This is a genomic window from Cellulosimicrobium composti (assembly GCF_010287905.1).
Classification (GTDB): domain Bacteria; phylum Actinomycetota; class Actinomycetes; order Actinomycetales; family Cellulomonadaceae; genus Cellulosimicrobium; species Cellulosimicrobium composti.
Map to the genome: position 1 here is coordinate 1 of NZ_JAAFAN010000071.1, position 19,584 is coordinate 19,584.

General features: G+C 76.4%; 22 protein-coding genes and 1 tRNA gene. 11 read left to right on the forward strand and 12 right to left on the reverse strand.

Going from position 1 to position 19,584, the window contains the following annotated elements:
• Positions 1–96 precede the first annotated feature (96 nt).
• On the reverse strand, positions 97–834 hold the full coding sequence (locus tag GYH36_RS16380) for a hypothetical protein (RefSeq protein ID WP_162290400.1): 738 nt from the start codon (positions 832–834) through the stop codon (positions 97–99).
• Complete coding sequence (locus GYH36_RS20410; protein ID WP_162290401.1) at positions 831–1,310, reverse strand: PadR family transcriptional regulator; 480 nt, start codon at positions 1,308–1,310, stop codon at positions 831–833. The genes GYH36_RS16380 and GYH36_RS20410 overlap by 4 nt, the downstream gene beginning before the upstream one ends.
• A 167-nt stretch (positions 1,311–1,477) precedes the next feature.
• Between GYH36_RS20410 and GYH36_RS16390 the strand changes: the two genes are divergently transcribed.
• Positions 1,478–1,984, forward strand: coding sequence for a MarR family winged helix-turn-helix transcriptional regulator (locus GYH36_RS16390; RefSeq protein WP_024838930.1), 507 nt, complete (start codon positions 1,478–1,480; stop codon positions 1,982–1,984).
• Between the two features lies 1 nt (position 1,985).
• Positions 1,986–3,302, forward strand: coding sequence for an MFS transporter (locus GYH36_RS16395; protein WP_162290402.1), 1,317 nt, complete (start codon positions 1,986–1,988; stop codon positions 3,300–3,302).
• Between the two features lie 18 nt (positions 3,303–3,320).
• Here the strand turns inward: GYH36_RS16395 and GYH36_RS16400 are convergent, their stop codons facing one another.
• Together GYH36_RS16400 and GYH36_RS16405 are read right to left on the reverse strand one after the other, a co-directional pair.
• Positions 3,321–5,960, reverse strand: a complete 2,640-nt coding sequence (locus GYH36_RS16400; RefSeq protein WP_162290403.1) for an ABC transporter permease — start codon at positions 5,958–5,960, stop codon at positions 3,321–3,323.
• Positions 5,957–6,835, reverse strand: coding sequence for an ABC transporter ATP-binding protein (locus GYH36_RS16405; RefSeq protein WP_024838927.1), 879 nt, complete (start codon positions 6,833–6,835; stop codon positions 5,957–5,959). Before GYH36_RS16405 ends, GYH36_RS16400 begins: the two co-directional genes overlap by 4 nt.
• Positions 6,836–6,938: 103 nt before the next feature.
• On the opposite strand from GYH36_RS16405, the gene GYH36_RS16410 reads away from it, so the two are divergent.
• A complete protein-coding gene (locus GYH36_RS16410) occupies positions 6,939–8,018 on the forward strand; it encodes a Gfo/Idh/MocA family protein (RefSeq protein WP_081772131.1) in 1,080 nt (359 codons plus the stop codon).
• Between the two features lie 78 nt (positions 8,019–8,096).
• Here GYH36_RS16410 and GYH36_RS16415 read toward each other — a convergent pair whose 3' ends face one another.
• Positions 8,097–8,306 carry a hypothetical protein gene (locus tag GYH36_RS16415; RefSeq protein ID WP_024838925.1) on the reverse strand — a complete coding sequence of 70 codons (210 nt, stop codon included), beginning with the start codon at positions 8,304–8,306 and terminating at the stop codon, positions 8,097–8,099.
• 102 nt (positions 8,307–8,408) lie between these two features.
• Between GYH36_RS16415 and GYH36_RS16420 the strand changes: the two genes are divergently transcribed.
• Positions 8,409–8,918, forward strand: coding sequence for a MarR family winged helix-turn-helix transcriptional regulator (locus tag GYH36_RS16420; RefSeq protein WP_197022525.1), 510 nt, complete (start codon positions 8,409–8,411; stop codon positions 8,916–8,918).
• An 87-nt stretch (positions 8,919–9,005) separates the two neighbouring features.
• Here GYH36_RS16420 and GYH36_RS16425 read toward each other — a convergent pair whose 3' ends face one another.
• Positions 9,006–9,710 (reverse strand): HAD-IA family hydrolase, encoded by a 705-nt coding sequence (locus GYH36_RS16425; protein WP_162290404.1) that lies wholly within the window; start codon positions 9,708–9,710, stop codon positions 9,006–9,008.
• Positions 9,711–9,800: 90 nt separating this feature from the next.
• Between GYH36_RS16425 and tmk the strand changes: the two genes are divergently transcribed.
• Together tmk and GYH36_RS16435 are read left to right on the forward strand one after the other, a co-directional pair.
• Positions 9,801–10,574, forward strand: a complete 774-nt coding sequence (gene tmk, locus GYH36_RS16430; RefSeq protein WP_162290405.1) for a dTMP kinase — start codon at positions 9,801–9,803, stop codon at positions 10,572–10,574.
• A complete protein-coding gene (locus GYH36_RS16435) occupies positions 10,571–11,707 on the forward strand; it encodes a DNA polymerase III subunit delta' (RefSeq protein WP_162290406.1) in 1,137 nt (378 codons plus the stop codon). Before tmk ends, GYH36_RS16435 begins: the two co-directional genes overlap by 4 nt.
• Before the next feature lie 30 nt (positions 11,708–11,737).
• Here GYH36_RS16435 and GYH36_RS16440 read toward each other — a convergent pair whose 3' ends face one another.
• A complete protein-coding gene (locus GYH36_RS16440; RefSeq protein WP_155858596.1) occupies positions 11,738–11,911 on the reverse strand; it encodes a hypothetical protein in 174 nt (57 codons plus the stop codon).
• A gap of 88 nt (positions 11,912–11,999) precedes the next feature.
• Entirely contained in the window at positions 12,000–12,416 is a 417-nt protein-coding gene (locus GYH36_RS16445; protein WP_024838920.1) for a winged helix-turn-helix transcriptional regulator, read from the reverse strand.
• 93 nt (positions 12,417–12,509) lie between these two features.
• On the opposite strand from GYH36_RS16445, the gene GYH36_RS16450 reads away from it, so the two are divergent.
• Positions 12,510–13,406: an NAD-dependent epimerase/dehydratase family protein gene (locus GYH36_RS16450; RefSeq protein WP_024838919.1), complete on the forward strand. Its 897-nt coding sequence runs from the start codon at positions 12,510–12,512 to the stop codon at positions 13,404–13,406.
• Between the two features lie 4 nt (positions 13,407–13,410).
• Here the strand turns inward: GYH36_RS16450 and GYH36_RS16455 are convergent, their stop codons facing one another.
• Entirely contained in the window at positions 13,411–14,400 is a 990-nt protein-coding gene (locus GYH36_RS16455; RefSeq protein WP_162290407.1) for a TIGR03557 family F420-dependent LLM class oxidoreductase, read from the reverse strand.
• Positions 14,401–14,470: 70 nt separating this feature from the next.
• Positions 14,471–14,845, reverse strand: coding sequence for an SHOCT domain-containing protein (locus tag GYH36_RS16460; RefSeq protein WP_024838917.1), 375 nt, complete (start codon positions 14,843–14,845; stop codon positions 14,471–14,473).
• Positions 14,846–15,054: 209 nt separating this feature from the next.
• Here GYH36_RS16460 and GYH36_RS16465 point away from each other — a divergent pair, with 209 nt between their 5' ends.
• The 4 genes from GYH36_RS16465 to GYH36_RS16480 all read left to right on the forward strand — a co-directional run bounded on the left by GYH36_RS16465 (position 15,055) and on the right by GYH36_RS16480 (position 17,938).
• Positions 15,055–15,651, forward strand: a complete 597-nt coding sequence (locus GYH36_RS16465) for a hypothetical protein (RefSeq protein ID WP_115941956.1) — start codon at positions 15,055–15,057, stop codon at positions 15,649–15,651.
• Positions 15,652–15,740: 89 nt separating this feature from the next.
• Positions 15,741–17,291 carry an alpha/beta hydrolase gene (locus GYH36_RS16470; protein ID WP_034603109.1) on the forward strand — a complete coding sequence of 517 codons (1,551 nt, stop codon included), beginning with the start codon at positions 15,741–15,743 and terminating at the stop codon, positions 17,289–17,291.
• A gap of 112 nt (positions 17,292–17,403) precedes the next feature.
• Positions 17,404–17,476 (forward strand) — tRNA-Thr (locus tag GYH36_RS16475).
• A gap of 255 nt (positions 17,477–17,731) precedes the next feature.
• Positions 17,732–17,938: a hypothetical protein gene (locus tag GYH36_RS16480; protein WP_024838914.1), complete on the forward strand. Its 207-nt coding sequence runs from the start codon at positions 17,732–17,734 to the stop codon at positions 17,936–17,938.
• A 4-nt stretch (positions 17,939–17,942) separates the two neighbouring features.
• Here the strand turns inward: GYH36_RS16480 and GYH36_RS16485 are convergent, their stop codons facing one another.
• Both GYH36_RS16485 and GYH36_RS16490 read right to left on the reverse strand, forming a co-directional pair.
• Positions 17,943–18,716 carry a hypothetical protein gene (locus tag GYH36_RS16485; protein WP_162290399.1) on the reverse strand — a complete coding sequence of 258 codons (774 nt, stop codon included), beginning with the start codon at positions 18,714–18,716 and terminating at the stop codon, positions 17,943–17,945.
• A 139-nt stretch (positions 18,717–18,855) separates the two neighbouring features.
• Positions 18,856–19,455 carry an alpha/beta hydrolase family protein gene (locus GYH36_RS16490; RefSeq protein ID WP_162290408.1) on the reverse strand — a complete coding sequence of 200 codons (600 nt, stop codon included), beginning with the start codon at positions 19,453–19,455 and terminating at the stop codon, positions 18,856–18,858.
• Positions 19,456–19,584 lie beyond the last annotated feature (129 nt).

A 19,584-nucleotide genomic window follows, 5' to 3' on the forward strand; every position in this document is an offset into this window, starting at 1 on the left:
CCCCCCCCCACCCCGCCCCCCCCCCCCCCCCCCGTGGGGGGGGGGGCGGCGGGCCCCGGCCCCCCCCCCCAAACCCCGCTTGGGCGGCGGGTGGGTTCAGCGGGCTAGGACTGTGATCGTCCCGAGGACGACCGTCACGACGGGCAGGAGCAGCGCTCCCCACCGCCCGGTCCGGTCGGTGCGCTGCTCCGGTGCGTCGTCGAGCGGGTCGACGACGGGGTCCCCGGTGCCCTGCTGGCGCAGGTTCCAGACGGTCCCGACGACGAGCGCGAGCGCAGCCCCGGCGAGGACCGGGACCGCGGGCAGGGTCGCCACCGGCTCGCGCAGCGTGACCGCGACGCCCACGAGCGCGGCCGTCACGACCATGTTCGCGACGACGGTGAGCACGGGGTGCGCGAGCGCGGCGCGCAGCACCCGGTCGCCGGCACGCCACAGCCCGACGAAGCCCGCGAGCGCGGCGACGAGGACGAGCAGCATCCCGGCCGGGAGCACGAGCGGGGTCCCGTCGAGCGCGGGCCGCAGCGACCAGAGGGTGCCGAGCATCCCGACGGTCTGCACGGCCGAGGCGGCGACGGTCCGCCCGATCGACGAGCTCGACTGCGCGGGGTCCTCCGGCAGGTCGAGCGAGCGCGCGTAGGCGACGGGGTCGCCGAACGCCTCCTGCGCGGTCTCGCCCGAGTCGACGACGTGGGCGTCCACCTCCGCGAGCACGGCGCCGATGCGCGCGCCCGCGACGCCCTGGAGGCGCAGCTCCAGGAGCAGGGCCTCGGCCCAGCGCGGGTCGACGTGCGGCGCGTGGCGGCGCTCGATCGTGTAGCGGCTCGTGTCGCTCATCGGAGGGTCCTTCCCGGGGTGGTGGCAGGGTGGGCGGCGTCGGCGGAGGCCTCCGGGTCGCCGGGCGGGTGCTCTGGGGCGCCGCGGTGCGGTGCGTCCCCGCGTGGAGGCACGACGGCGTCGCCGTGCGGGGGTGCGGCCGAGCCCGCGAGGAGCGTGCCCGCCGCACCCGTCACGGCGTCCCAGCGCGCGGCCGCGTCCGCGAGGGCGACGCGGCCCTCGTCCGTGACGGCGTAGTAGCGGCGGCTCGGTCCGCGGTCGCCCTCGCGCCAGGAGGTCGTGACGAGCCCGTCGTCCTCCAGCCGTTGCAGCAGCGGGTAGAGCGTGCCGCCCTTCACGGTGCCGAGCCCGGCGTCGGCGAGCGAGCGCGTGATCGCGTAGCCGTACGTGGGTCCGTCGGTCGCGACCACGGCGAGCACGCACAGCGGCAGGACGCCGCGCAGGAGCTCGCGGTCGAGACGCTCGTCGAAACGCATGACTAGACAGTACGGCTATCTAGTTAGCCGAGCAACCTAGTCCGGATGCGCGCCAGGCCCCGCACTCCGGGCGGGCGGGTGTCCGCCGCGGCCGGTCGTCGCGTCGGAAGGCGACGCGATGGGCGGCGTGGCTTCCGCAATCGTGTGAGTGCTGTTATAACAGTGCTGTGACATCGATCGACCCGACCACCGTCCCCGGTCGCTGGGACGCGTTGCACGCGCTCCTGCGCCGCCTCGACGACGAGATCGCGACCGTCTACACGGACCGTGGCGTGGAGGGCGTGCGACCGCGCTTCGTCTACCCGCTGATCCGCCTCGCGCACACCGGGCCGCTGACGATCCGCGACCTCGCGGCGTCGCTCGGCCGCACCCACTCGGCCATGAGCCAGACGGTCACCGCGATGCGGCGCGAGGGTCTCGTCGAGACGGCGCCGGGCGAGGACGCGCGCACGCGCCGCGTGGCGCTCACCGAGCGCGCGCGGGAGCTGGTCCCGCTCCTCGAGGCCGAGTGGCGCGCGACCGAGGAGTCCGTCGCCGAGATCGACGACGAGCTCCCGCACGCGCTGAGCGCCGTCGTCGCGGAGCTCGAGCGCGTGCTCGAGCGCCGGTCGCTGCGCGAGCGCCTCGCCGCGCGTCTCGACGCCGCGGGCTACCCCCGACCGGAGGACCGCTGACGTGCGCCACCACGTGCTCGACCTGCGGCCACTGCGGGCGAGCCGCGCCTACCGCGACCTCTGGGCGGGCTCGGCCGTCGGCGGCCTCGGGTTCCAGGTCGCGACGGTCGCCGTGCTGCTCCAGGTGTGGGAGCTCACGCGCAGCCCCGTGTGGACGGGCACGATCGGCCTGGCCAGCGCGGTCCCGCTGCTCACGCTCGGCCTCGTCGGCGGTCACCTCGCCGACGTCCACGACCGCCGCACGATCATGCGCCTCGCCGCCGCGGGCCAGGTGCTCGCCGCGCTCGGCCTCGTCGCGCAGGCCGCCGCGGGCAACCGCTCGGTGTGGGTGCTCCTCGGGCTCGTGAGCCTCGGCGCGGCGTGCAACGCGCTCGGGTCGCCGGCCCGCCGGACGGTCTCGCCGCGCCTCCTGCCGCCCGACCAGGTCGCGGCAGGGCTCGCGCTGCAGAACCTCGCGTTCCAGGTCGCGATGCTCGTCGGCCCCGCGCTCGCGGGACTCGTGCTCGCGCGCTGGGACCTGCCCGTCGCGTACGGGGTGCAGGCCGCGGCGGCGACCGTCGCGCTCCTCGGCCTCGTGCGCCTGCCTCCGCTGCCCCCGCTGCCCGCCGGTCCCGGTGCCGCGGCGCGCCAGGCAGCCCCCGCCACGCCCGACGACGACGGCGCGCCGGCCGGGGGAGCCGCGCCGCGCCGTCGGGCCGCAGCGGGCGGGTGGTCGATCGTGTGGCGCCGGCCGACGCTGCGCGGCTCCTTCGCGACCGACGTCGCGGCGACGGTGCTCGCGATGCCCGTCTCGCTCTTCCCGCTCGTCAACGAGGTCCGCTTCGACGGCGACCCGCGCACCCTGGGCCTGTTCCTCTCGGCCGTCGCGGTGGGCGGCATCGGGGCGGGCGTCGTCTCGGGCGCGGTGACGCGCGCGACGCGGTCGGGCGCCCTGCAGCTCGCCGCGGCGGCCACGTGGGGCGTCGCCCTGGCGGGCTTCGGGCTCGCGGGGTCGCTGTGGCTCGCGCTCGTGTGCCTGGCCGTCGCGGGCGCCGCGGACACGGTGTCCGTCGTGACGCGCGGCGCGCTCGTGCAGCTCGAGACGCCCGACGAGTTCCGCGGCCGCGTCTCCTCGGTCGAGCACGTCGTGGGCGTCGCCGGCCCGGAGGTCGGGAACTTCCGGGGCGGCGTGCTCGCGTCGCTCACGTCCGCGCCGGTCGCGCTCGTCGTGGGCGGGCTCGCGGCGAGCGCCGCCGTCGGGCTCGTCGCGTGGCGCAACGCCCCGCTGCGCCGCTACCGCACCCCGGACCCGGAGCCCGCGCCCGCGCTCACGCCGTGACGCTCGACGCCGGGGCGGTCACTCGACGGTGACCGCCTCGAGGACCGGTAGGCGGGCGGCGCGGATCGCCGGCCAGACGCTCGCGACGAGGCCGATGACGACGGCGACCCCGAGGATCGCGAGCACCTGCCCCCACGGCACGGCGAGCGTGCTCAGCCCCTCGTCGGCGAGGACGCCCGGCAGGGCGGCGCCGATCCCGATGCCCGTCGCCACGCCGAGGACCGTCCCGTAGACCGCGGTGAGCACGGACTCGATCGCGATGACCCCGGCGAGCTGGAGCCGCCCGAGCCCGACGGCGCGCAGCAGGCCGATCTCGCGCGTGCGCTCGATGATCGACAGCGCGAGCGTGTTGACGATGCCGAGCAGCGCGATGACGATCGACAGCGCGAGCAGCGCGTACAGGATGACGAGCACCTGGTTCACCTGGTCGGCGAACGCCGACGCCGTGTCCTCGCGGTCGAGCACCGTCACGACGAGGAACGGCTCGACGGCGGTCGTCAGGGACGCGCGCAGGTCCTCCACGTCGGCGGTGGTCGCGCCGTCCGCGGCGGACACGTAGACGATCCGCACGCTCGCCTGCGCGGCCGGCACGACGGCGTCGAACACGTCGTCGCGCACGAGGATCCCCGTCCCGACGAGCTGGCTGTCGATCACCGCGCCCACGCGCGCCTCGACGGCGGCGCCGCCCTCGCCGAGCCGCACGGAGTCGCCCACCTCCCAGCCGCGCTCGCGCGCGGTGCGCCGGTGCACGACCACGTCCCCGTCCTCCAGCGTCGACGTCGGGTCCCCGGCGAGCGCCACGGGGTCGAGCGCGGTGTCGAAGAACCCGGCGGGGACGCCCGCGACGTCGGTGCCGCGCGCCTCGCCCGCGTCCCCGGCGCCGTCCACCGTCGCGACCGGCGCGAGCCCGAGCCGCACGGTGTCGACGACCGCGACGCCCGGCGTGGCGGTCACGGCCTCGACCGCGCCCTCGGGCACCACGAGCGTCGCGGAGTCGACCACGAGGTCGGCCCGCACCTCGTTCTCGACGATGCCCCGCACCGACGCCTGCGTCGAGGCCGCGATGACGCCCGTCACGGACACGAGCGCCATGCCGATGAGGAGGGCGCCCGCGGTGCTCGCGGTGCGGCGCGGGTTGCGCGTGACGTTGCCGCGCGCGAGGCGGCCGAGGGGGCGCAGCGCGACGACGAGCGGCCACGCGAGCACCGCGAGGACGCCGCGCGCGACCGCGGGGGACCCGACGAGCACGCCCACGAGGACGAGCCCCGCGCCGACGCCGAGGAGCACGCGCGGGCTGAGGTCGTCGACCCACGCCCAGCCGGTCGGGGCGTCGGCCACGGACGCGCCGAGGTACGCGGCGAGCCAGAGGGTCCCGGCGCCCGCCGCGACGAGGACGGTCCCGCCCACGGCCCGCAGGCCCGTCCCGCGGTCGGGCGCGACGTCGTCGCGCATCGCCTGGACGGGCGGGATCGCGGCGGCGCGCCGCGCGGGCAGGACGGCCGCGAGCACGCTGACGACCGCGCCGAGCGCGACGGCCGCCAGGGCCTGCGGCGCGCCGAGCGGCACGCGGCCCGAGAACTCCATCCCGGCGAGCGCGAGACCCCACCGGATGACGCGCACGAGCCCCGCGCCGGCGAGGACGCCGAGGCCCCCTCCCACGAGCCCGACGACGAGCGCCTGCACGAGCACCGACGCGAACACCTGCCCGGGGGACGCGCCGAGCGCGCGCAGCAGCGCGAGCTCGCGCAGCCGCTCGCGCACCGACATGGCGAACGTGTTCGCGATGATGAACGCCCCGACGAAGAGCGCGATCGCGGCGAACACGAGCAGGAACGTCTCGACGAACCCGAGCACCTCCTCCACGGCCTCGCTCGCCTCGGCCCGCGCCTGCTCGCCGGTCACGGCCTCCGCGCCCGCGGGCAGCACCGCCCCGACGCGCTCCGCGAGCGCGTCCTCGTCGACGGGCCCGGACGACGGCGTCGCCCACACCGCGAGCTGGGGCACCATCTGGTCCGGTGCGTACACCTCGCGGGCGGTCTCGCCGTCGATCCCGACGAGCACCGCCCCGGCCGCGGCCGCCTCGATCCCGAAGACCCCGGACACCGTCACGGGCGTCGGTTCGCCGCCCAGCACGACCGTCGTCGGGTCGCCGGTCGTGAGGTCCGCCGTCTCCGCCGCGCTCTGCTCGAGCACGATCTCGCCCGGCTGCGGCCACGCGCCGTCGAGCAGCGTGAGGCTCGGGTCCTCCGGGTCGACGGAGAACGCGGTGCTGGGCGGTCCCGTCGTGACGACGGCGGTGCCGTCGGCGGCGACGAGGACGACGGGCCCGGACACGTCCGCGACGGCGCGCGCGACGCCGTCCACCTCCTCGACGTCGGCCGTCAGGTCCGCCGGGACGAGCGTGCGGTCGCCCGTGAAGCCCGTCCCGCCGCCGCCCCCGCCGCCCGGTCCGGTCGCGTCCCCGGCGACCTCCTGCGACCCGCGCACGTAGACGTCGGCCGTGAGCGTGGTCGCGATGATGTCCTCGAACGTCGAGGAGAGCATGCCGCGGAACGCGAACGTGCCCACGACGAACGCGACGCCGAGCGTCACGGCGAGCACGGAGAGCACGAAGCGCACGACGTGCGCGCGCACGCCCCGCAGCGCGACGCGGATCATGCCGGGTCGGCCGGGTCGGCCGGGACGGCCGGGGCCGCGTGGCGCCCGACCGGCGCGCTCGGACCGCCCGGGGCGACGGTCCCGGCCGCGGGCGGTCCGTCGTCCGCCGCGAGCGCGAGCGCGTCGAGGATGTCCTGCTGCGTCGGGTCGTGCAGCTCGCCCGCGAGCCGGCCGTCGGCGAGGAACACGACGCGGTGCGCGTACGACGCCGCGCGCGGGTCGTGCGTGACCATGACGACCGTCTGGTCGAGCTCGTCGACGGACCGGCGCAGGAACGTCAGCACCTCGCCCGCGGAGCGCGAGTCGAGGTTGCCCGTCGGCTCGTCCGCGAACACGATCGACGGCCGCGAGACGAGCGCCCGCGCGCACGCGACGCGCTGCTGCTGGCCCCCGGAGAGCTCCGCCGGGCGGTGGTGCAGGCGGTCGCGCAGACCGACGGCGTCGACGACCTCGTCGAACCACGCGCGATCCACAGGGGCGCGCGCGATGTCGAGCGGCAGGGTGATGTTCTCCGCGGCGGTGAGCGTCGGCACGAGGTTGTACGCCTGGAACACGAACCCGACGCGCGTGCGACGCAGGGCCGTGAGGCGGCGCTGCGAGAGGCGGCTGATCTCCTGGCCGTCGATGACGACGCTCCCCGAGGTGGGGGAGTCGAGACCGGCGAGGCAGTGCATGAGCGTCGACTTCCCGGAGCCCGACGGTCCCATGATCGCGGTGAGCCGTCCGCGCGCGAAGTCGACGTCGACGCCGTCGAGCGCGCGCACCGCCGTCGTGCCCGAGCCGTAGACCTTGACGAGGTCGCGGGCCCGCGCGCGCGGCTCGGGCGCGCCCGCGCCGTCGGTCGGGGCGGCGGTCCGGGGTGCGGGGGACGTCATGGTCCCCATCGTGGCGCGTGGCGCGGCCGTGCGCACCACCCGTACGGGGGAGCGGGACGGACGGCCCGGCCGTCAGCGGTGTCAGCGGGATAGCGTGAGCCCCATGAGCACCGACGCCCCGGCGGCCGCGCACCCGGCAGGGTCCGCCGTCCACCCCCTTCCCGACCTGTCCGCCGACGTGACCGGAACGGTCCCCGACCCGCGCACCGCGCCCCCGATCCGGTGGGGCATCCTCGGCGCGGGCGGCATCGCGTCGTCGTTCGCCGAGGCCGTGCGCGTGCACACCCAGGGCCGTGTCGCGTCCGTCGGCTCGCGCGACCGCGTGCGCGCCGAGCGCTTCGCGACCGCCCACGGCGTGCCGACGACGCACCACGGCTACGACGAGCTCGTCGAGGACCCGCACGTCGACGTCGTGTACGTCGCGACGCCGCACTCGCACCACCGCGAGCACGCGCTGCTCGCGATCGCCGCGGGCAAGCACGTGCTCGTGGAGAAGGCGTTCACACGCAACGAGGCCGAGGCCGTCGAGGTGCTCGACGCCGCGCGCGAGGCCGGCGTGTTCGTGATGGAGGCCATGTGGACGCGGTTCCTGCCGCACGTGGCCGCGCTGCGCGGCGTGATCGCGCGCGGCGAGATCGGGGACGTCGTCAACCTCAGCGCCGACCACGGGCAGTGGTTCGCGTTCGACCCGGCGCACCGCCTCTACGCACCCGAGCTCGCGGGCGGCGCGCTGCTCGACCTGGGCGTCTACCCGGTCTCGTTCGCGCACGACCTCCTGGGCGCGCCCGCGTCGGTCACGGCGGTGGGCTCGCTCACCGAGACGGGCGTCGACGGCCAGGTGAGCGTCGTGCTCGGCTACGGCGACGCGCAGGCCACGCTCTCGACGACGCTGTGGTCGCGGACCGCGACGACGGCCGTGGTCTCCGGGACCGCGGGCCGCATCGAGGTCGAGGGGGCGTTCTACGCGCCGACGTCGTTCCGGGTCGTCCGCCACGACGGCTCGTCGTGGTACTACGACGGCTTCTCGGGCGAGGGCAAGCAGTACCAGGCGGCCGAGGTCGCGCGCCGCGTCGCCGCGGGCGAGACGCAGAGCCCCCGCATGTCGTGGGACTCGACGCTCGAGGTCATGCGCACGCTCGACGAGGTGCGCCGCCAGGTCGGGGTCGTCTACCCGGGCGAGTGAGGTCCGGCGGGGTCGGCCGGGTAGACCGGTCGACCTCGCGACCCGCCGGTCCCGCGCGGCCCTCCGGACCCGCCCGGGTCAGTCCGTGTGCTCGACGACGTAGGTGCGGCCGTCGGGCCCGGTCACGCGCTCGAACCGCGTGCGCAGCTCCCGGTCGCGCTCGCGCTCGGCCTCGGACACGCCGCGCCCGTCGGCGTCCTGCCGCCCGACCTGCGCGGGCCCGAAGATCGGCAGGAAGCCCTCGGTGATGCGCATGCCGAGCGTGCGCCGGTCGTTCTTCCGCGCCACGGTGGTCCTCCGCTGCTGGGTGGGTGCGGGTGCCCGCACGGTCCTTGGTGCACCAATGATTGGTGTACCAAGGATAGCGCTCCGCTCGGTACGATGACGCGCATGGCGGGTGACGAGGTCGAGGGCACGGGCACGGGCACGGCCGGAGCGGGTGCGGCGACCGTCGACCCGCTCGCGCTCGAGGCGCAGGTGTGCTTCGCGCTCTCCGCGGGGGCCCGCGGCATGGTCGCCCTCTACCGGCCGCTCCTCGAGCCGCTCGGCATCACGCACCCCCAGTACCTCGTGCTCCTCGCGCTGTGGCAGGACGACGCGGCGGGGGCGACGTCGACCGTGGGCGACCTCGCGGGCCGGCTGCACCTCGACGCCGGCACCCTCTCGCCGCTCCTCAAGCGGCTGGAGGCCCTCGGCTACGTGCGCCGGTCGCGCTCGCCCGACGACGGCCGCCAGGTCCGCGTGACGCTCACCGCCGAGGGGCGGGCCCGGCGTCGCGACGCCGAGCGGATCCCGCCCGCGATCGTCGCCGCGACCGGGCTCGGCCTCGACGAGCTCGCCGAGGTCCACGCCGCCGCGTCGAAGGTGGTCGCCGCCGCGCTGCGCGCGGGCGTCTACTGACGAGCATGCGTCTGCTGCCCGCCGAACATGCGGTTCCGGCGCGTCAGGGGACGAGGACGGGAGGCAACCCCATGTTCGGCGAGGGGGTCAGGCGTCGGTGACGCGGACGCCGTCGGGCCCGACGACGAAGCGCACCGCCGCCAGGCCCGCCGCGAGCGCGTCGGGCGCCGGGGACGCGGCCGCGAGCTCGTCCGCCGAGTGCGTGCCGGTCACGACGAGCACGGCGCACCCCGCCGCCCGACCCGACGCGACGCCCGCCGGGGCGTCCTCCACGACGAGGCACCGGCGCGGGTCCACGCCGAGTCGCCGGGCGCCGAGCAGGAACGGGTCCGGGTCCGGCTTGCCGTGCGCGACGTCGTCGGCCGTGACGACCACCGACGGCGCGACGAGGCCCGACGCGGCCATGCGCGCCGCCGCGAGGGGGCGCGTGCACGACGTGACGATCGCCGACCGCTCGGGCGGCAGCGCGGCGAGCGCGTCGCGCGTGCCGGGCAGGATCGTCACGCCCTCGTTGTCGTCGAGCTCGAGCGCGTGGATGCGGTCGTACGCGGCCTCGACGCGGTCCTCGGGCAGCAGCGCGGCGATGAGCGTGCGCGCGGGGGTGCCGTGCTGGACCTGGAACTCGTCCGCGTCGGGCAGGCCGTGCTCCGCGGCCCAGCGCCGCCACGACCGCTCGACGGCCGGGACGGAGTCGATGAGGGTGCCGTCCATGTCGAACAGCACGGCGTCGAACGTGCGGTCGGCGAACGCGACGCCGGGGGACGGCAGGGCAGCGGGCGAGGGGTCGGGCATGGGCCGAGGCTATCCCGGGCCGCCGCGCGCGGTCGGCGGGGACCACCGGAGCCCCGCCGCGTGTCCGACGTCGCGGCTAGGGTGGTCGCCGTGAGCGCACCCGGGTACTTCATCTCCTTCGAGGGCGGCGACGGCGTCGGCAAGTCGACGCAGGCGCGCCTGCTCGGGCGGTGGCTGGGCGAGCTCACGGGCCGTGAGGTCGTGCTCACCCGCGAGCCGGGCGGCACCGAGCTCGGCAAGGAGCTGCGCGCCGCCGTGCTCCACGGCCAGGACATGGACGCGCGCACCGAGGCGCTGCTCTACGCGGCGGACCGTGCCCACCACGTCGCGAGCCTCGTGCGCCCCGCGCTCGAGCGCGGCGCCATCGTGGTGACGGACCGCTACCTCGACTCGTCCGTCGCGTACCAGGCCGGGGGGCGCGAGCTCGGCGCGGACGAGGTCGAGCTCATCTCGCGCTGGGCCGTCCAGGACCTCATGCCGGACGTCACGATCCTGCTCGACCTCGACCCGGCCGAGGCCGCCGCGCGGATCCGCCGCCAGCACGACCGGCTCGAGCGCGCGGGCTCGGAGTTCCACCGCCGCACGCGCGAGGCGTTCCTCGCGCGCGCCGCGGCGGACCCCGACCGCTGGGTCGTGCTCGACGCCTCCGCGTCCGTCGACGACCTCCAGGCGCAGATCCGGGTGGACGTCGCCGCGCGCCTCGAGCTCACGCCCGTCGTCGAGGAGGCCGAGGACACGGTCGCCGCCGCGCCCGACGACGGCTTCGACGACTCCGACAGCGCGATCGGCTACGAGCCGGGCCGGGGACTGGCGCCCGGTGCCGCCGCGGGCCCCGCGGGCGAGGGCGGGGCGGCGAGCGCATGAGCGTCTGGGACGACGTCGTCGGGCAGGAGGACGCCGTCGCGACGCTGCGCGCCGCGGCGACCGACCCGGCCGCGATGACGCACGCGTGGCTGCTCACCGGGCCGCCCGGCTCGGGCCGCTCCAACGCGGCGCGCGCGTTCGCGGCCGCGCTGCAGTGCGAGCAGGGCGGCTGCGGTCGGTGCGCCGCGTGCCGCACGACCCTCGCCGGGACGCACCCGGACGTGACCCTCGTCGCGACCGAGCTCGTGACGATCAGGATCGACGAGGTGCGCGACCTCGTGACGGTCGCGAGCCGCAGCCCCTCGCAGGGCCGGCGTCGCGTCATCGTCGTCGAGGACGCCGACCGCATGGCGGAGCGCACGACGAACGTGCTGCTCAAGGCGATCGAGGAGCCGTCCCCGCACACGGTGTGGATCCTGTGCGCGCCGAGCCCGCAGGACGTGCTCGTGACCATCCGGTCGCGGTGCCGGGGCGTCGTGCTGCGCGTGCCGCCCGTCGAGGCCGTGGCCGGGCTGCTCGTGCAGCGCGACGGCGTCGACGAGCACGTCGCGCTCGTGGCGGCGCGCGCGGCGCAGAGCCACATCGGGCTCGCGCGGCGGCTCGCGCGGGACGCGGGCGCGCGCGAGCGGCGGACGTCCGTGCTCTCGCTCGCGCGTCGCGTGCGGGGCGTGGGTGACGCCGTGCTCGCGGCGGGCGAGCTCGTGGACCTCGCGCAGGCGGAGGCGAAGGCGGCGACGGAGGAGCGCGACGCGGCGGAGAAGGCCGAGCTGCTGCGCACGCTCGGCGTCGCCGACGGCGAGACGCTGCCGCCGCGCCTGCGCTCCCAGCTGCGCGACCTCGAGGCGGACCAGAAGCGGCGCGCGACGCGGCACCAGCGCGACGTGCTCGACCGCGCGATGGTGGACCTGCTCTCGCTCTACCGCGACGTGCTCGTGGTCCAGCTCGGCGCGGACGTCGAGCTCGTCAACACCGAGCTCGCCGAGACCGTGCGCTCGCTCGCCGAGGACTCCACGCCCGAGCAGACGGTGCGGAGGATGGACGCGATCGGCGTCGCGCGCGAGCGGCTGGAGGGCAACGTGGCCCCGCTGCTCGCGGTCGAGGCGATGGTCGTCGCGCTGCGGCCTCAGGGCTGACGCCCCGACGAGCGTCGCAGGCGCCCGCCCTCAGCGGCGGCGCCCGGGGTCGACCCGCGCGCTCCCGAGCGGTGCGCGACCGCCACGGTCCTGTCCGCGACGTCGGCGCTGCCGACGGTCGACGAGCGCCTGGACGGCCACGACCGCGAGCGCGACGAGGACCGTCGCGACCGCGTCGAGGCGGTCGCCGAGGCGTCCGGGCACGGTGGACGACGCCGCGCCGACCGCGAGAGCGAACAGGAACAGGGGAGCGCCGGGAGGCGGCTGGCGGCGTGGGTGCGGCGGCGTGCGCTCACGCGCCGACTCGGGCGGCGGCGGCCGCCCTCGACGCGGCGATGCGCTCGCCGTTCTCCTCGGACCACGCGCGGATCGCGTCGATCGGGCCGAGGAGGGACCGCCCGAGGTCGGTGAGCGCGTACTCGACGCGCGGGGGGACCTCGGCGTAGACGGTGCGGGTGACGAGGCCGTCCCGCTCGAGCGAGCGCAGCGTCTGCGTGAGGACCTTCGGCGTCACGGCACCCACGAGGTCGCGCAGCTCGCCGAACCGCAGCACGCGCCGGCGCAGCGCCATGAAGACGAGCAGCGTCCACTTGTCGCCGATCCGCTCGACGACGAGGCGGCTCGGGCAGTCGACCGAGAAGACGTCCGGTCCACCAGGCGAGACGTCGTCGCCGCCCCGTCGGCCCCGGGAGCGCGCCATGGTATCCATCCGGGAAGTATGGCACGGTGAAGTCACCAGTACCTGTCGGATACCGTGCCGCTCGGCCGAGAGCCGGCCGCCGAACGACACGGGAGGTACGACATGCAGGTGCTGCTCACCGGTGGGACCGGTTTCATCGGGTCGGCCGTGCTGCGGGAGCTGCGCGACCGCGGGCACGAGGTCACCGCGCTCGTGCGGTCCGAGGCGTCCGCCGCGGCCGTGGCGGACGCCGGGGCGACGCCCCTGCACGCGGACGTGCACGACGTCGACGCGCTCGCCGCCGCGCTCGCCGCGACGGACGGGGCGATCCACACCGCGGCGCCCGACGACGGGACGAACGAGGCCCTCGACCGCGCCGTCGTGGCGGCCGTCGCGCGGGCCTACGGCGGCACGACGCGACCGTTCGTGCACACGAGCGGCGTGTGGAAGCACGGCAGCGGCGCCGGGGGCACCGACGACGCGCCGGCCGACCCGCCCGCGATCGTCGCGTGGCGCGTCGCCGTCGAGGAGCACCTGCTCGCGCAGGACGTCGTCGCGTCCGTCGTGGCGCCCGGCGTCGTCTACGGGCACGGGCGCGGCCTGCCGACGCTCCTCGCCGGGGCGCCGCGGGTCGACGGGCCCGACGGCACGGGGCTCGCCCTCGTGGGCGACGGCACGCAGCGGTGGTCGGTCGTGCACGTCGACGACCTCGCCGAGCTCTACGCGCTCGCCCTCGAGCGCGGGGCGCGCGGCCACCTGCTCGGCACGACGGCCGAGAACCCGACCGTCCGCTCGCTCGGCGAGGCGGCGAGCCGGGCCGCGGGGCTGGGCGGCGTCGTCGTGCCGCAGACCGTCGAGCAGACGCGCGAGCGGCTCGGCGCGGCGCTCGCCGACGCGCTCCTGCTCGACCAGGCGCCGCGCGCGCAGCGCTCCGTCGAGCTCGGGTGGAGCCCGCGCCGCGGCACGCTCGCCGACGAGCTCGAGTCCGGCTCGTACGCGCCCGAGGCGGCGCGCGCCTGACGCGCTACGCCGTCGGGGCCGCCGCGCGGAGCTTCTCCAGCAGCGGCCCCGCGGCGTCCGCGAGGAACTCGCGCTGCCCGACCTCGCCCACCTGGACGAGCGCCAGGTCGGTGAACCCGGCCTCCCACCAGGCGGACGCCGCCTCGACGACCGCGTCGAGGTCGGGGCCGCACGGGATCGCCTCCGCCACGTCCTCCGGGCGCACGAACGCCGTCGCCGCGTCGAACGCCTCCGTCGTCGGCAGGTCCGCGTTGACGCGCCAGCCGCCCCCGAACCAGCGGAACTGCTCGTGCGCCCGTGCGACGGCGACCTCCTCGTCCGGGTCCCAGCAGATCGGCATCTGCCCCACGACGCGCGACGCGGCGAGGTCGGCACGGCCCCGGACCGCGGACCACCGCTGCACCACGTCCGCGTCGGGCTCCGTGGTCACGAGGTGGTCGGCCAGCGGCGCGAACCGCTCGACCGACTGCGGCCCCGACACGGCGACGCCGATCTCCACCGTCTCGTCGGGCAGGTCCCACAGCCTCGCGGAGTCGACCCGGTAGTGGACCCCCTCGAAGGTGAGGCGCTCGCCGTCGAGCAGCGACCGGATGATCTCCACCGCCTCCTCCAGCATGTCGTGCCGCTCGCCGACCGCGGGCCAGCGCTCGCCCGCGACGTGCTCGTTGAGGTTCTCGCCCGCGCCGAGCCCGAGGGTGAAGCGGTCGTCGGACAGGAGCGCGACCGTCGCGGCCTTCTGCGCGACGACGGCCGGGTGGTAGCGCATGAGCGGGCACGTCACGTACGTCATGAGCCCGACGCGCTCGGTCGCCTGGGCGACGGCGCCGAGCACGCTCCACGCGTACGGGGAGTGGCCCTGGGCGTCGAGCCACGGGAAGTAGTGGTCGCTCATCACCTCGAAGTCGAAGCCGACGCGCTCCGCGTCGACCGCGTGCTCCACGAGCGCGCGCGGGCCGGACTGCTCGGTCATGAGGGTGTAGCCGAAGCGGGTCATGCCTCGATCGTGGAACGGGCCGGGTGCGCCCGCACGCGGGTGCACCCGGCCCGTCGGGCGTGACGTCGCGTCAGGCGAGCGCCTTCGCCTTGAGCTGGGCGAACTCCTCCGGGGTGATGGCTCCCGAGTCCAGGAGGGACTTCGCGTGCGAGATCTGCTCGGCCGGTGACGTGTGCGCCACCTGGCGGATGTACGAGTCGGTCTCGTGCTTGGCCTGGGCCACCGCCGCGGCCTGCCGCTCGGCCATGCCGCGACCGCGGGCGATGAGGTAGACGAGCGAGGTCAGCACGGGCAGGAAGATGAGGAAGATGATCCACACGGCCTTCCACCACCCGGACAGCTCATGGTCGCGGAACAGGTCCGCGATGATCTGGAAGAGCACGATGAGGTAGGCGATGAAGAAGAAGCTCCACACGAGCAGCCAGAAGAAGTCCCAGAAGTCCACGGTCGCGCCCTTTCTCGACGTATCCCCGTAGCGCGCACGGCCTGCTGCCGCGCGCCGTCACGGCGAACCTAGCGAGGCGGGGCGGTTCGTGCCCGGCGAGGCGGGGTGAACCGGGCGCGGCCCACCCGGCGACGCGCCAGCGGTTCGCCGCGCAGAACGCCCGGCCGGGGAGCACGATGGTCGCACCCGCCGCCGACCGAGGAGTCCCGATGACCCCCGCCCGTCGCCCCGCGCCCCGCCCCGCCCGTGCCGCGTCCGCGCTCGGCCTCGCCCTCGCCGTCGCGCTGCTCGGCGCGTGCGCGTCCGAGACCGACGGCGGCGGTGACGGCACCGCCACCACGCAGGAGTCGCCCGAGCCGAGCGACGAGCCGTCCGACGAGCCGTCGGACGACGCGACCGGCGAGGAGGAGGGCCTGCCGGACGCCGCGACGATGGACGTCGTGGCCGGGGCGCACGGCACGGGTCTGCCGCCCGGCGTGGACGCGCCCGCCGAGGGCGGGACCGGCGCGGCCTGGAGCGCCGAGCCCGGGCTCCTGCTCGTCGTCTCCTACGGGTCGAGCAGCTGCCCGGTGCTCGCCGAGGACGAGGCCGCGGTCCGGGGGGACGAGGTCGTGGTGACGTTCGTCGAGATCGACCCGACCACGCCGTGCACCATGGACTACGTGCCCGCGACGTCCGTCGTCGGGGTGCCGGACGACGTCGACCCGGGCGCCGAGGTGAGCGTCGTGCTCGGGGACCGCGGGACCGTCGTCGTACCGCCCGCCGCGGACGGCGCCGCCGGCGAGTGGGCCTGGGTCGAGGAGTAGCGACCCGCGCCGTGAAGAGCGCGTGAAAGGACGGCTCCGCGACCGGCCGACCGTCCTGCGCGCACCGGGGGAGCGGCTACCGTGTCCGGGTGACGACGTCCCCCGCCTCGCGCCCCGCTCGACGTGCCCTGGCCTGCGCCGTGACCCTCGTGCTGGCCCTCGTGGCGGCGTCGTGCTCGGTGCCGCCCAAGCAGCAGACCCCCGTCGAGGACGTCGCGACCTCCGCGTCGGGCACGGGCGAGACCGGCCCGGAGGGCTTCGAGGACTTCTACGGGCAGAGCCTTGCGTGGGAGGACTGCGGCGCGGGCTGGGAGTGCGCGACGGCGCGTGCCCCGCTCTCCTGGCAGGACCCGTCCGCGGGCGAGATCGAGCTCGCGGTCAAGCGCCGGCCCGCGAGCGGGGAGCGCATCGGCTCGCTGCTCACCAACCCCGGCGGACCCGGGGCGTCCGGCATCGAGTTCGTCACGAGCCTCGCCCCGATGGTCGGCGACCGCGTCACCGAGGCCTACGACCTCGTCGGGTTCGACCCGCGCGGCGTCGGCGAGTCCTCGCCCGTCGTGTGCCTCGACGACGCGGCCAAGGACGAGTCGCTCTCGCGCGACTTCGACACCGACGAGGCGGGGCTCGAGGCGCTCGCGGAGGACCGCCGCGCCTGGGCCGAGGCGTGCGCCGAGAACACGGGCGACCTCCTCGGCCAGGTGGACACCCAGAGCGCCGCACGGGACATGGACATGCTGCGGGCCGTGCTCGGCGACGAGAAGCTCGCCTACCTGGGCTACTCGTACGGCACCCAGCTCGGCGCCACGTACGCAGGGCTCTTCCCGGACAAGGTGGGACGCCTCGTGCTCGACGGCGCGATCGACACGTCGCTCGACCCGGACACGATCTCCGAGCAGCAGGCCGTCGGCTTCGAGAACGCGCTGCGCGCGTACGTCGAGGACTGCCAGGCGGGCGAGGGGTGCCCGCTGCGCGGCGACGCCGACCAGGGCATGCGCCAGGTCCGGGCGCTGCTCGACGCCGCGAGGTCGAACCCGCTGCGCACCGACTCCGGGCGCCGCGTGACGCAGACGCTCGCCTTCTACGGCGTCGCGGTGACCCTGTACAACGACCAGAGCTGGCCCGTGCTGACGCAGGCGCTCACCGAGGCCTTCGACGAGGGCACGGGCGACCTGCTGCTCTACCTCGCCGACTTCTACAACGACCGCAACCCCGACGGGACGTACTCCTCGAACTCGACCGAGGCGTTCCGCGCGGTCAACTGCCTCGACGGCCGTCAGGACGACGACCCCGCCGCGATGCAGGCCCAGCTCGAGCGCCTCGAGGAGGCCGCCCCGACGATGGGCACGTTCTTCGCGTTCGGCGGGCTCACGTGCGAGGGATGGCCGTTCCCCGCCGCCGAGCCGGAGTTCGACCTGCACGCCGAGGGTGCCGCGCCGATCGTCGTCATCGGCACGACCAACGACCCGGCCACCCCGTACGTGTGGGCGGAGGGTCTCGCGGACACGCTCGACTCGGCCGTCCTCCTCACGTGGGAGGGCGAGGGCCACACCGCGTACGGGCGCTCCAACGCGTGCGTGGGCGACGCCGTCGACGCCTACCTCGTGGACGGCACGGTGCCCGAGGACGGGCTGCGCTGCTGACGCGGAGAGCGCCCGCGGGCGGTCCACGGGGCCGCTTTGGAATCTGGCCCGGTCGTTGGGTACAGTAGGCGCTCGTTGCCAGCGGTTCGCGGAGCGGACCGGGGTGCAGCACGCCGCCTTAGCTCAGTCGGCAGAGCGATTCACTCGTAATGAATAGGTCGTGGGTTCGATTCCCACAGGCGGCTCCGACACGAAGCCCTGGCCAGCGGAAACGCTGGCCAGGGCTTCGTCGTTCCCGGGTGTCGTCCGGCAGGGTGGGCCGGGTGCGGCCGGTCCGACGGTCGTCCGGCCTCGCTCGGCGGCGACGCCCGGCGGCAGCGCCCGGCGCGGTCGGGCGTCGTCCCGGAGAGTTCGCCCGCAGGACAGCGCCCGGTCACCGGGCGTCTGCCCGGGCAGGGTTGTCTTGGGGCGAGGATCGCCGGACGAGACGAGGACACGTGATGGTCGACACCCTGCCGGCCCCCAGGACGACGGCGCGCGCGACCGGGACGCCCCGGCGCCGCGACCGGGCGACGGCCCCCGGGCGCCCCGTGGTCGCCGCCCACGACCCCGACGACGCCGACTACACGGCGGGCGACGTGGACGAGCGCGCGCGCTGGGAGCGGCGGGCGGCACGGAACGGGGCGTCGCCCGCACCGCGCGCCTGACGGCTCAGCCGACGCGGCGCAGGAGGAGGATCGCGCCGCCGGCCGCGGCGGCGACGAGGCCGCCGACACCGACCACGGCGAAGACCGGGAAGGACTCCGCGGCGGGCGGGGGCGGGGGCATGCGCTCCGCCACCGACACGAGCGGCGTGCGCGAGGGCTCCGGCTCCGGGGTCGAGGGCTCCGCGGTCGGGGTCGGCTCGACGGGCGCCTCGGGCGTCGGGTCCGGCGTCGGCTCCGCGGTGGTCTCCGGCTCGGGCGCGGCCACGGGCTCCCGTGGCTCCTCGGTCGCCGGGGCGGGCGTGTCGGCGGGCGGCGGGGCCTGCGTGGGGGCCTCGGTCGACGGCGCGGGGGTCGGCGTCGTGGGCGGCGTCGTGGGTGCGGGAGCGGGCGAGGCGGCCGCCGTCGTGCAGACCGCGGCGTCGCCGTTCCACCCGGCGAACTGCCGGTCGATGCCCGTCACGAGCACCCAGCTGATGCAGTACCCGTCCTGGTACGGGCCCCGGCGGGGCACGTCGAGCTCCAGGACGCCGTCGGCCGCGTCCTCGCGCGAGTAGCCGTCGCCCAGGCTGCGGGCGTGCGACCCGTCGGGCCTCGTGACGACGTACCCGAGCCACCCGGAGGCGTCGCGCAGCCTGCTCGGGTCGAACGTCACGGCGTCCACGGTGACGGTGAGGCCGCCCCCGCCGTCGCGGTCCTCGGCGGCCGCCGGGGCCGCCGTCACCGCGGCCGTGACGACCCCGAGGGTCGCGAGGGCGAGCAGACGGCCAGCGGCGCGCATCATCACCTCCGGATCGGCACGAGCGTGGTCCGCGGCACATCGTACGCAGTGCGGCCGTGCCACAGGAAAGCCCTGTCGTCGGGGCTCGTCGCGCGGGCCGGGCGGCTCCGGCGGTCGGGCGGCCGGTGGCGACGGCTGGTCAGGTGCCGATCGTCGCGAGCCACGCGACGAGGGCCTCGCAGACCGCGGCGTCCTGGCCCTTGAGGTCGTGCGCGCCGGGCAGCTCCACGCGCGTGACCGGCCCGGGGATCACGGCGGTGTGCTCGGCGAGCTCGTCCGGTGTCGCGAACGGGTCGGTACGGCCCGACACGAACAGGACCGGCACGCGGAGGTCGGGGAGGTGCTCGGTCCGCAGCCGCTCGGGCTTGCCCGGTGGGTGCAGGGGGTAGCTGACGAGGGCGAGCCCGGCCGCGGGCAGGCCCTCGGCGACGGCCATCGAGCACATGCGCCCGCCGTACGACCGCCCGCCGAGCACGAGGCGGTCGGTCGTGGTGCCGAGCTCGGCGGCGAACACCTCCGCCTCGTCGCGCACGTGCGCGACCGCGACCGGTGGCCGGTCGGGCATCCGCTTGCCGGCGATCCGGTAGGGGAAGTCGACGCGGCGCACCGGCAGGGGCGGGTCGAGCGCGGCGAGCGCGTCGTCGATCGCGACGAGCGCGCGGTGGTCGCGGCTCGCGCCGGCCCCGGGCGTGAGCAGGACGCCGGCGACGGGCCGGTCGTCGGGGGTCGGCGTGGTCACCGGAACAGTCTCGCAGCGAGTACGGCCCTTCTCGCGGTCGAGCGCCCGGGTTGGGGTGGTTTTTAGCCGGCGAAAAACACCAACCCCCCCGGGGGCGGGGGGGGCCCCGCGCCGGGGGGGGCGCCGGGG

Bases quoted from the DNA above. Each gene is read 5' to 3' on its own strand.
- GYH36_RS16380 (WP_162290400.1), bottom strand. From the start codon at position 834: ATGAGCGACACGAGCCGCTACACGATCGAGCGCCGCCACGCGCCGCAC.
- GYH36_RS20410 (WP_162290401.1), bottom strand. From the start codon at position 1,310: ATGCGTTTCGACGAGCGTCTCGACCGCGAGCTCCTGCGCGGCGTCCTG.
- GYH36_RS16400 (WP_162290403.1), bottom strand. From the start codon at position 5,960: ATGATCCGCGTCGCGCTGCGGGGCGTGCGCGCGCACGTCGTGCGCTTC.
- GYH36_RS16405 (WP_024838927.1), bottom strand. From the start codon at position 6,835: ATGACGTCCCCCGCACCCCGGACCGCCGCCCCGACCGACGGCGCGGGC.
- GYH36_RS16410 (WP_081772131.1), top strand. From the start codon at position 6,939: ATGAGCACCGACGCCCCGGCGGCCGCGCACCCGGCAGGGTCCGCCGTC.
- GYH36_RS16420 (WP_197022525.1), top strand. From the start codon at position 8,409: ATGGCGGGTGACGAGGTCGAGGGCACGGGCACGGGCACGGCCGGAGCG.
- GYH36_RS16425 (WP_162290404.1), bottom strand. From the start codon at position 9,710: ATGCCCGACCCCTCGCCCGCTGCCCTGCCGTCCCCCGGCGTCGCGTTC.
- GYH36_RS16435 (WP_162290406.1), top strand. From the start codon at position 10,571: ATGAGCGTCTGGGACGACGTCGTCGGGCAGGAGGACGCCGTCGCGACG.
- GYH36_RS16445 (WP_024838920.1), bottom strand. From the start codon at position 12,416: ATGGATACCATGGCGCGCTCCCGGGGCCGACGGGGCGGCGACGACGTC.
- GYH36_RS16450 (WP_024838919.1), top strand. From the start codon at position 12,510: ATGCAGGTGCTGCTCACCGGTGGGACCGGTTTCATCGGGTCGGCCGTG.
- GYH36_RS16455 (WP_162290407.1), bottom strand. From the start codon at position 14,400: ATGACCCGCTTCGGCTACACCCTCATGACCGAGCAGTCCGGCCCGCGC.
- GYH36_RS16465 (WP_115941956.1), top strand. From the start codon at position 15,055: ATGACCCCCGCCCGTCGCCCCGCGCCCCGCCCCGCCCGTGCCGCGTCC.
- GYH36_RS16480 (WP_024838914.1), top strand. From the start codon at position 17,732: ATGGTCGACACCCTGCCGGCCCCCAGGACGACGGCGCGCGCGACCGGG.
- GYH36_RS16485 (WP_162290399.1), bottom strand. From the start codon at position 18,716: ATGCGCGCCGCTGGCCGTCTGCTCGCCCTCGCGACCCTCGGGGTCGTC.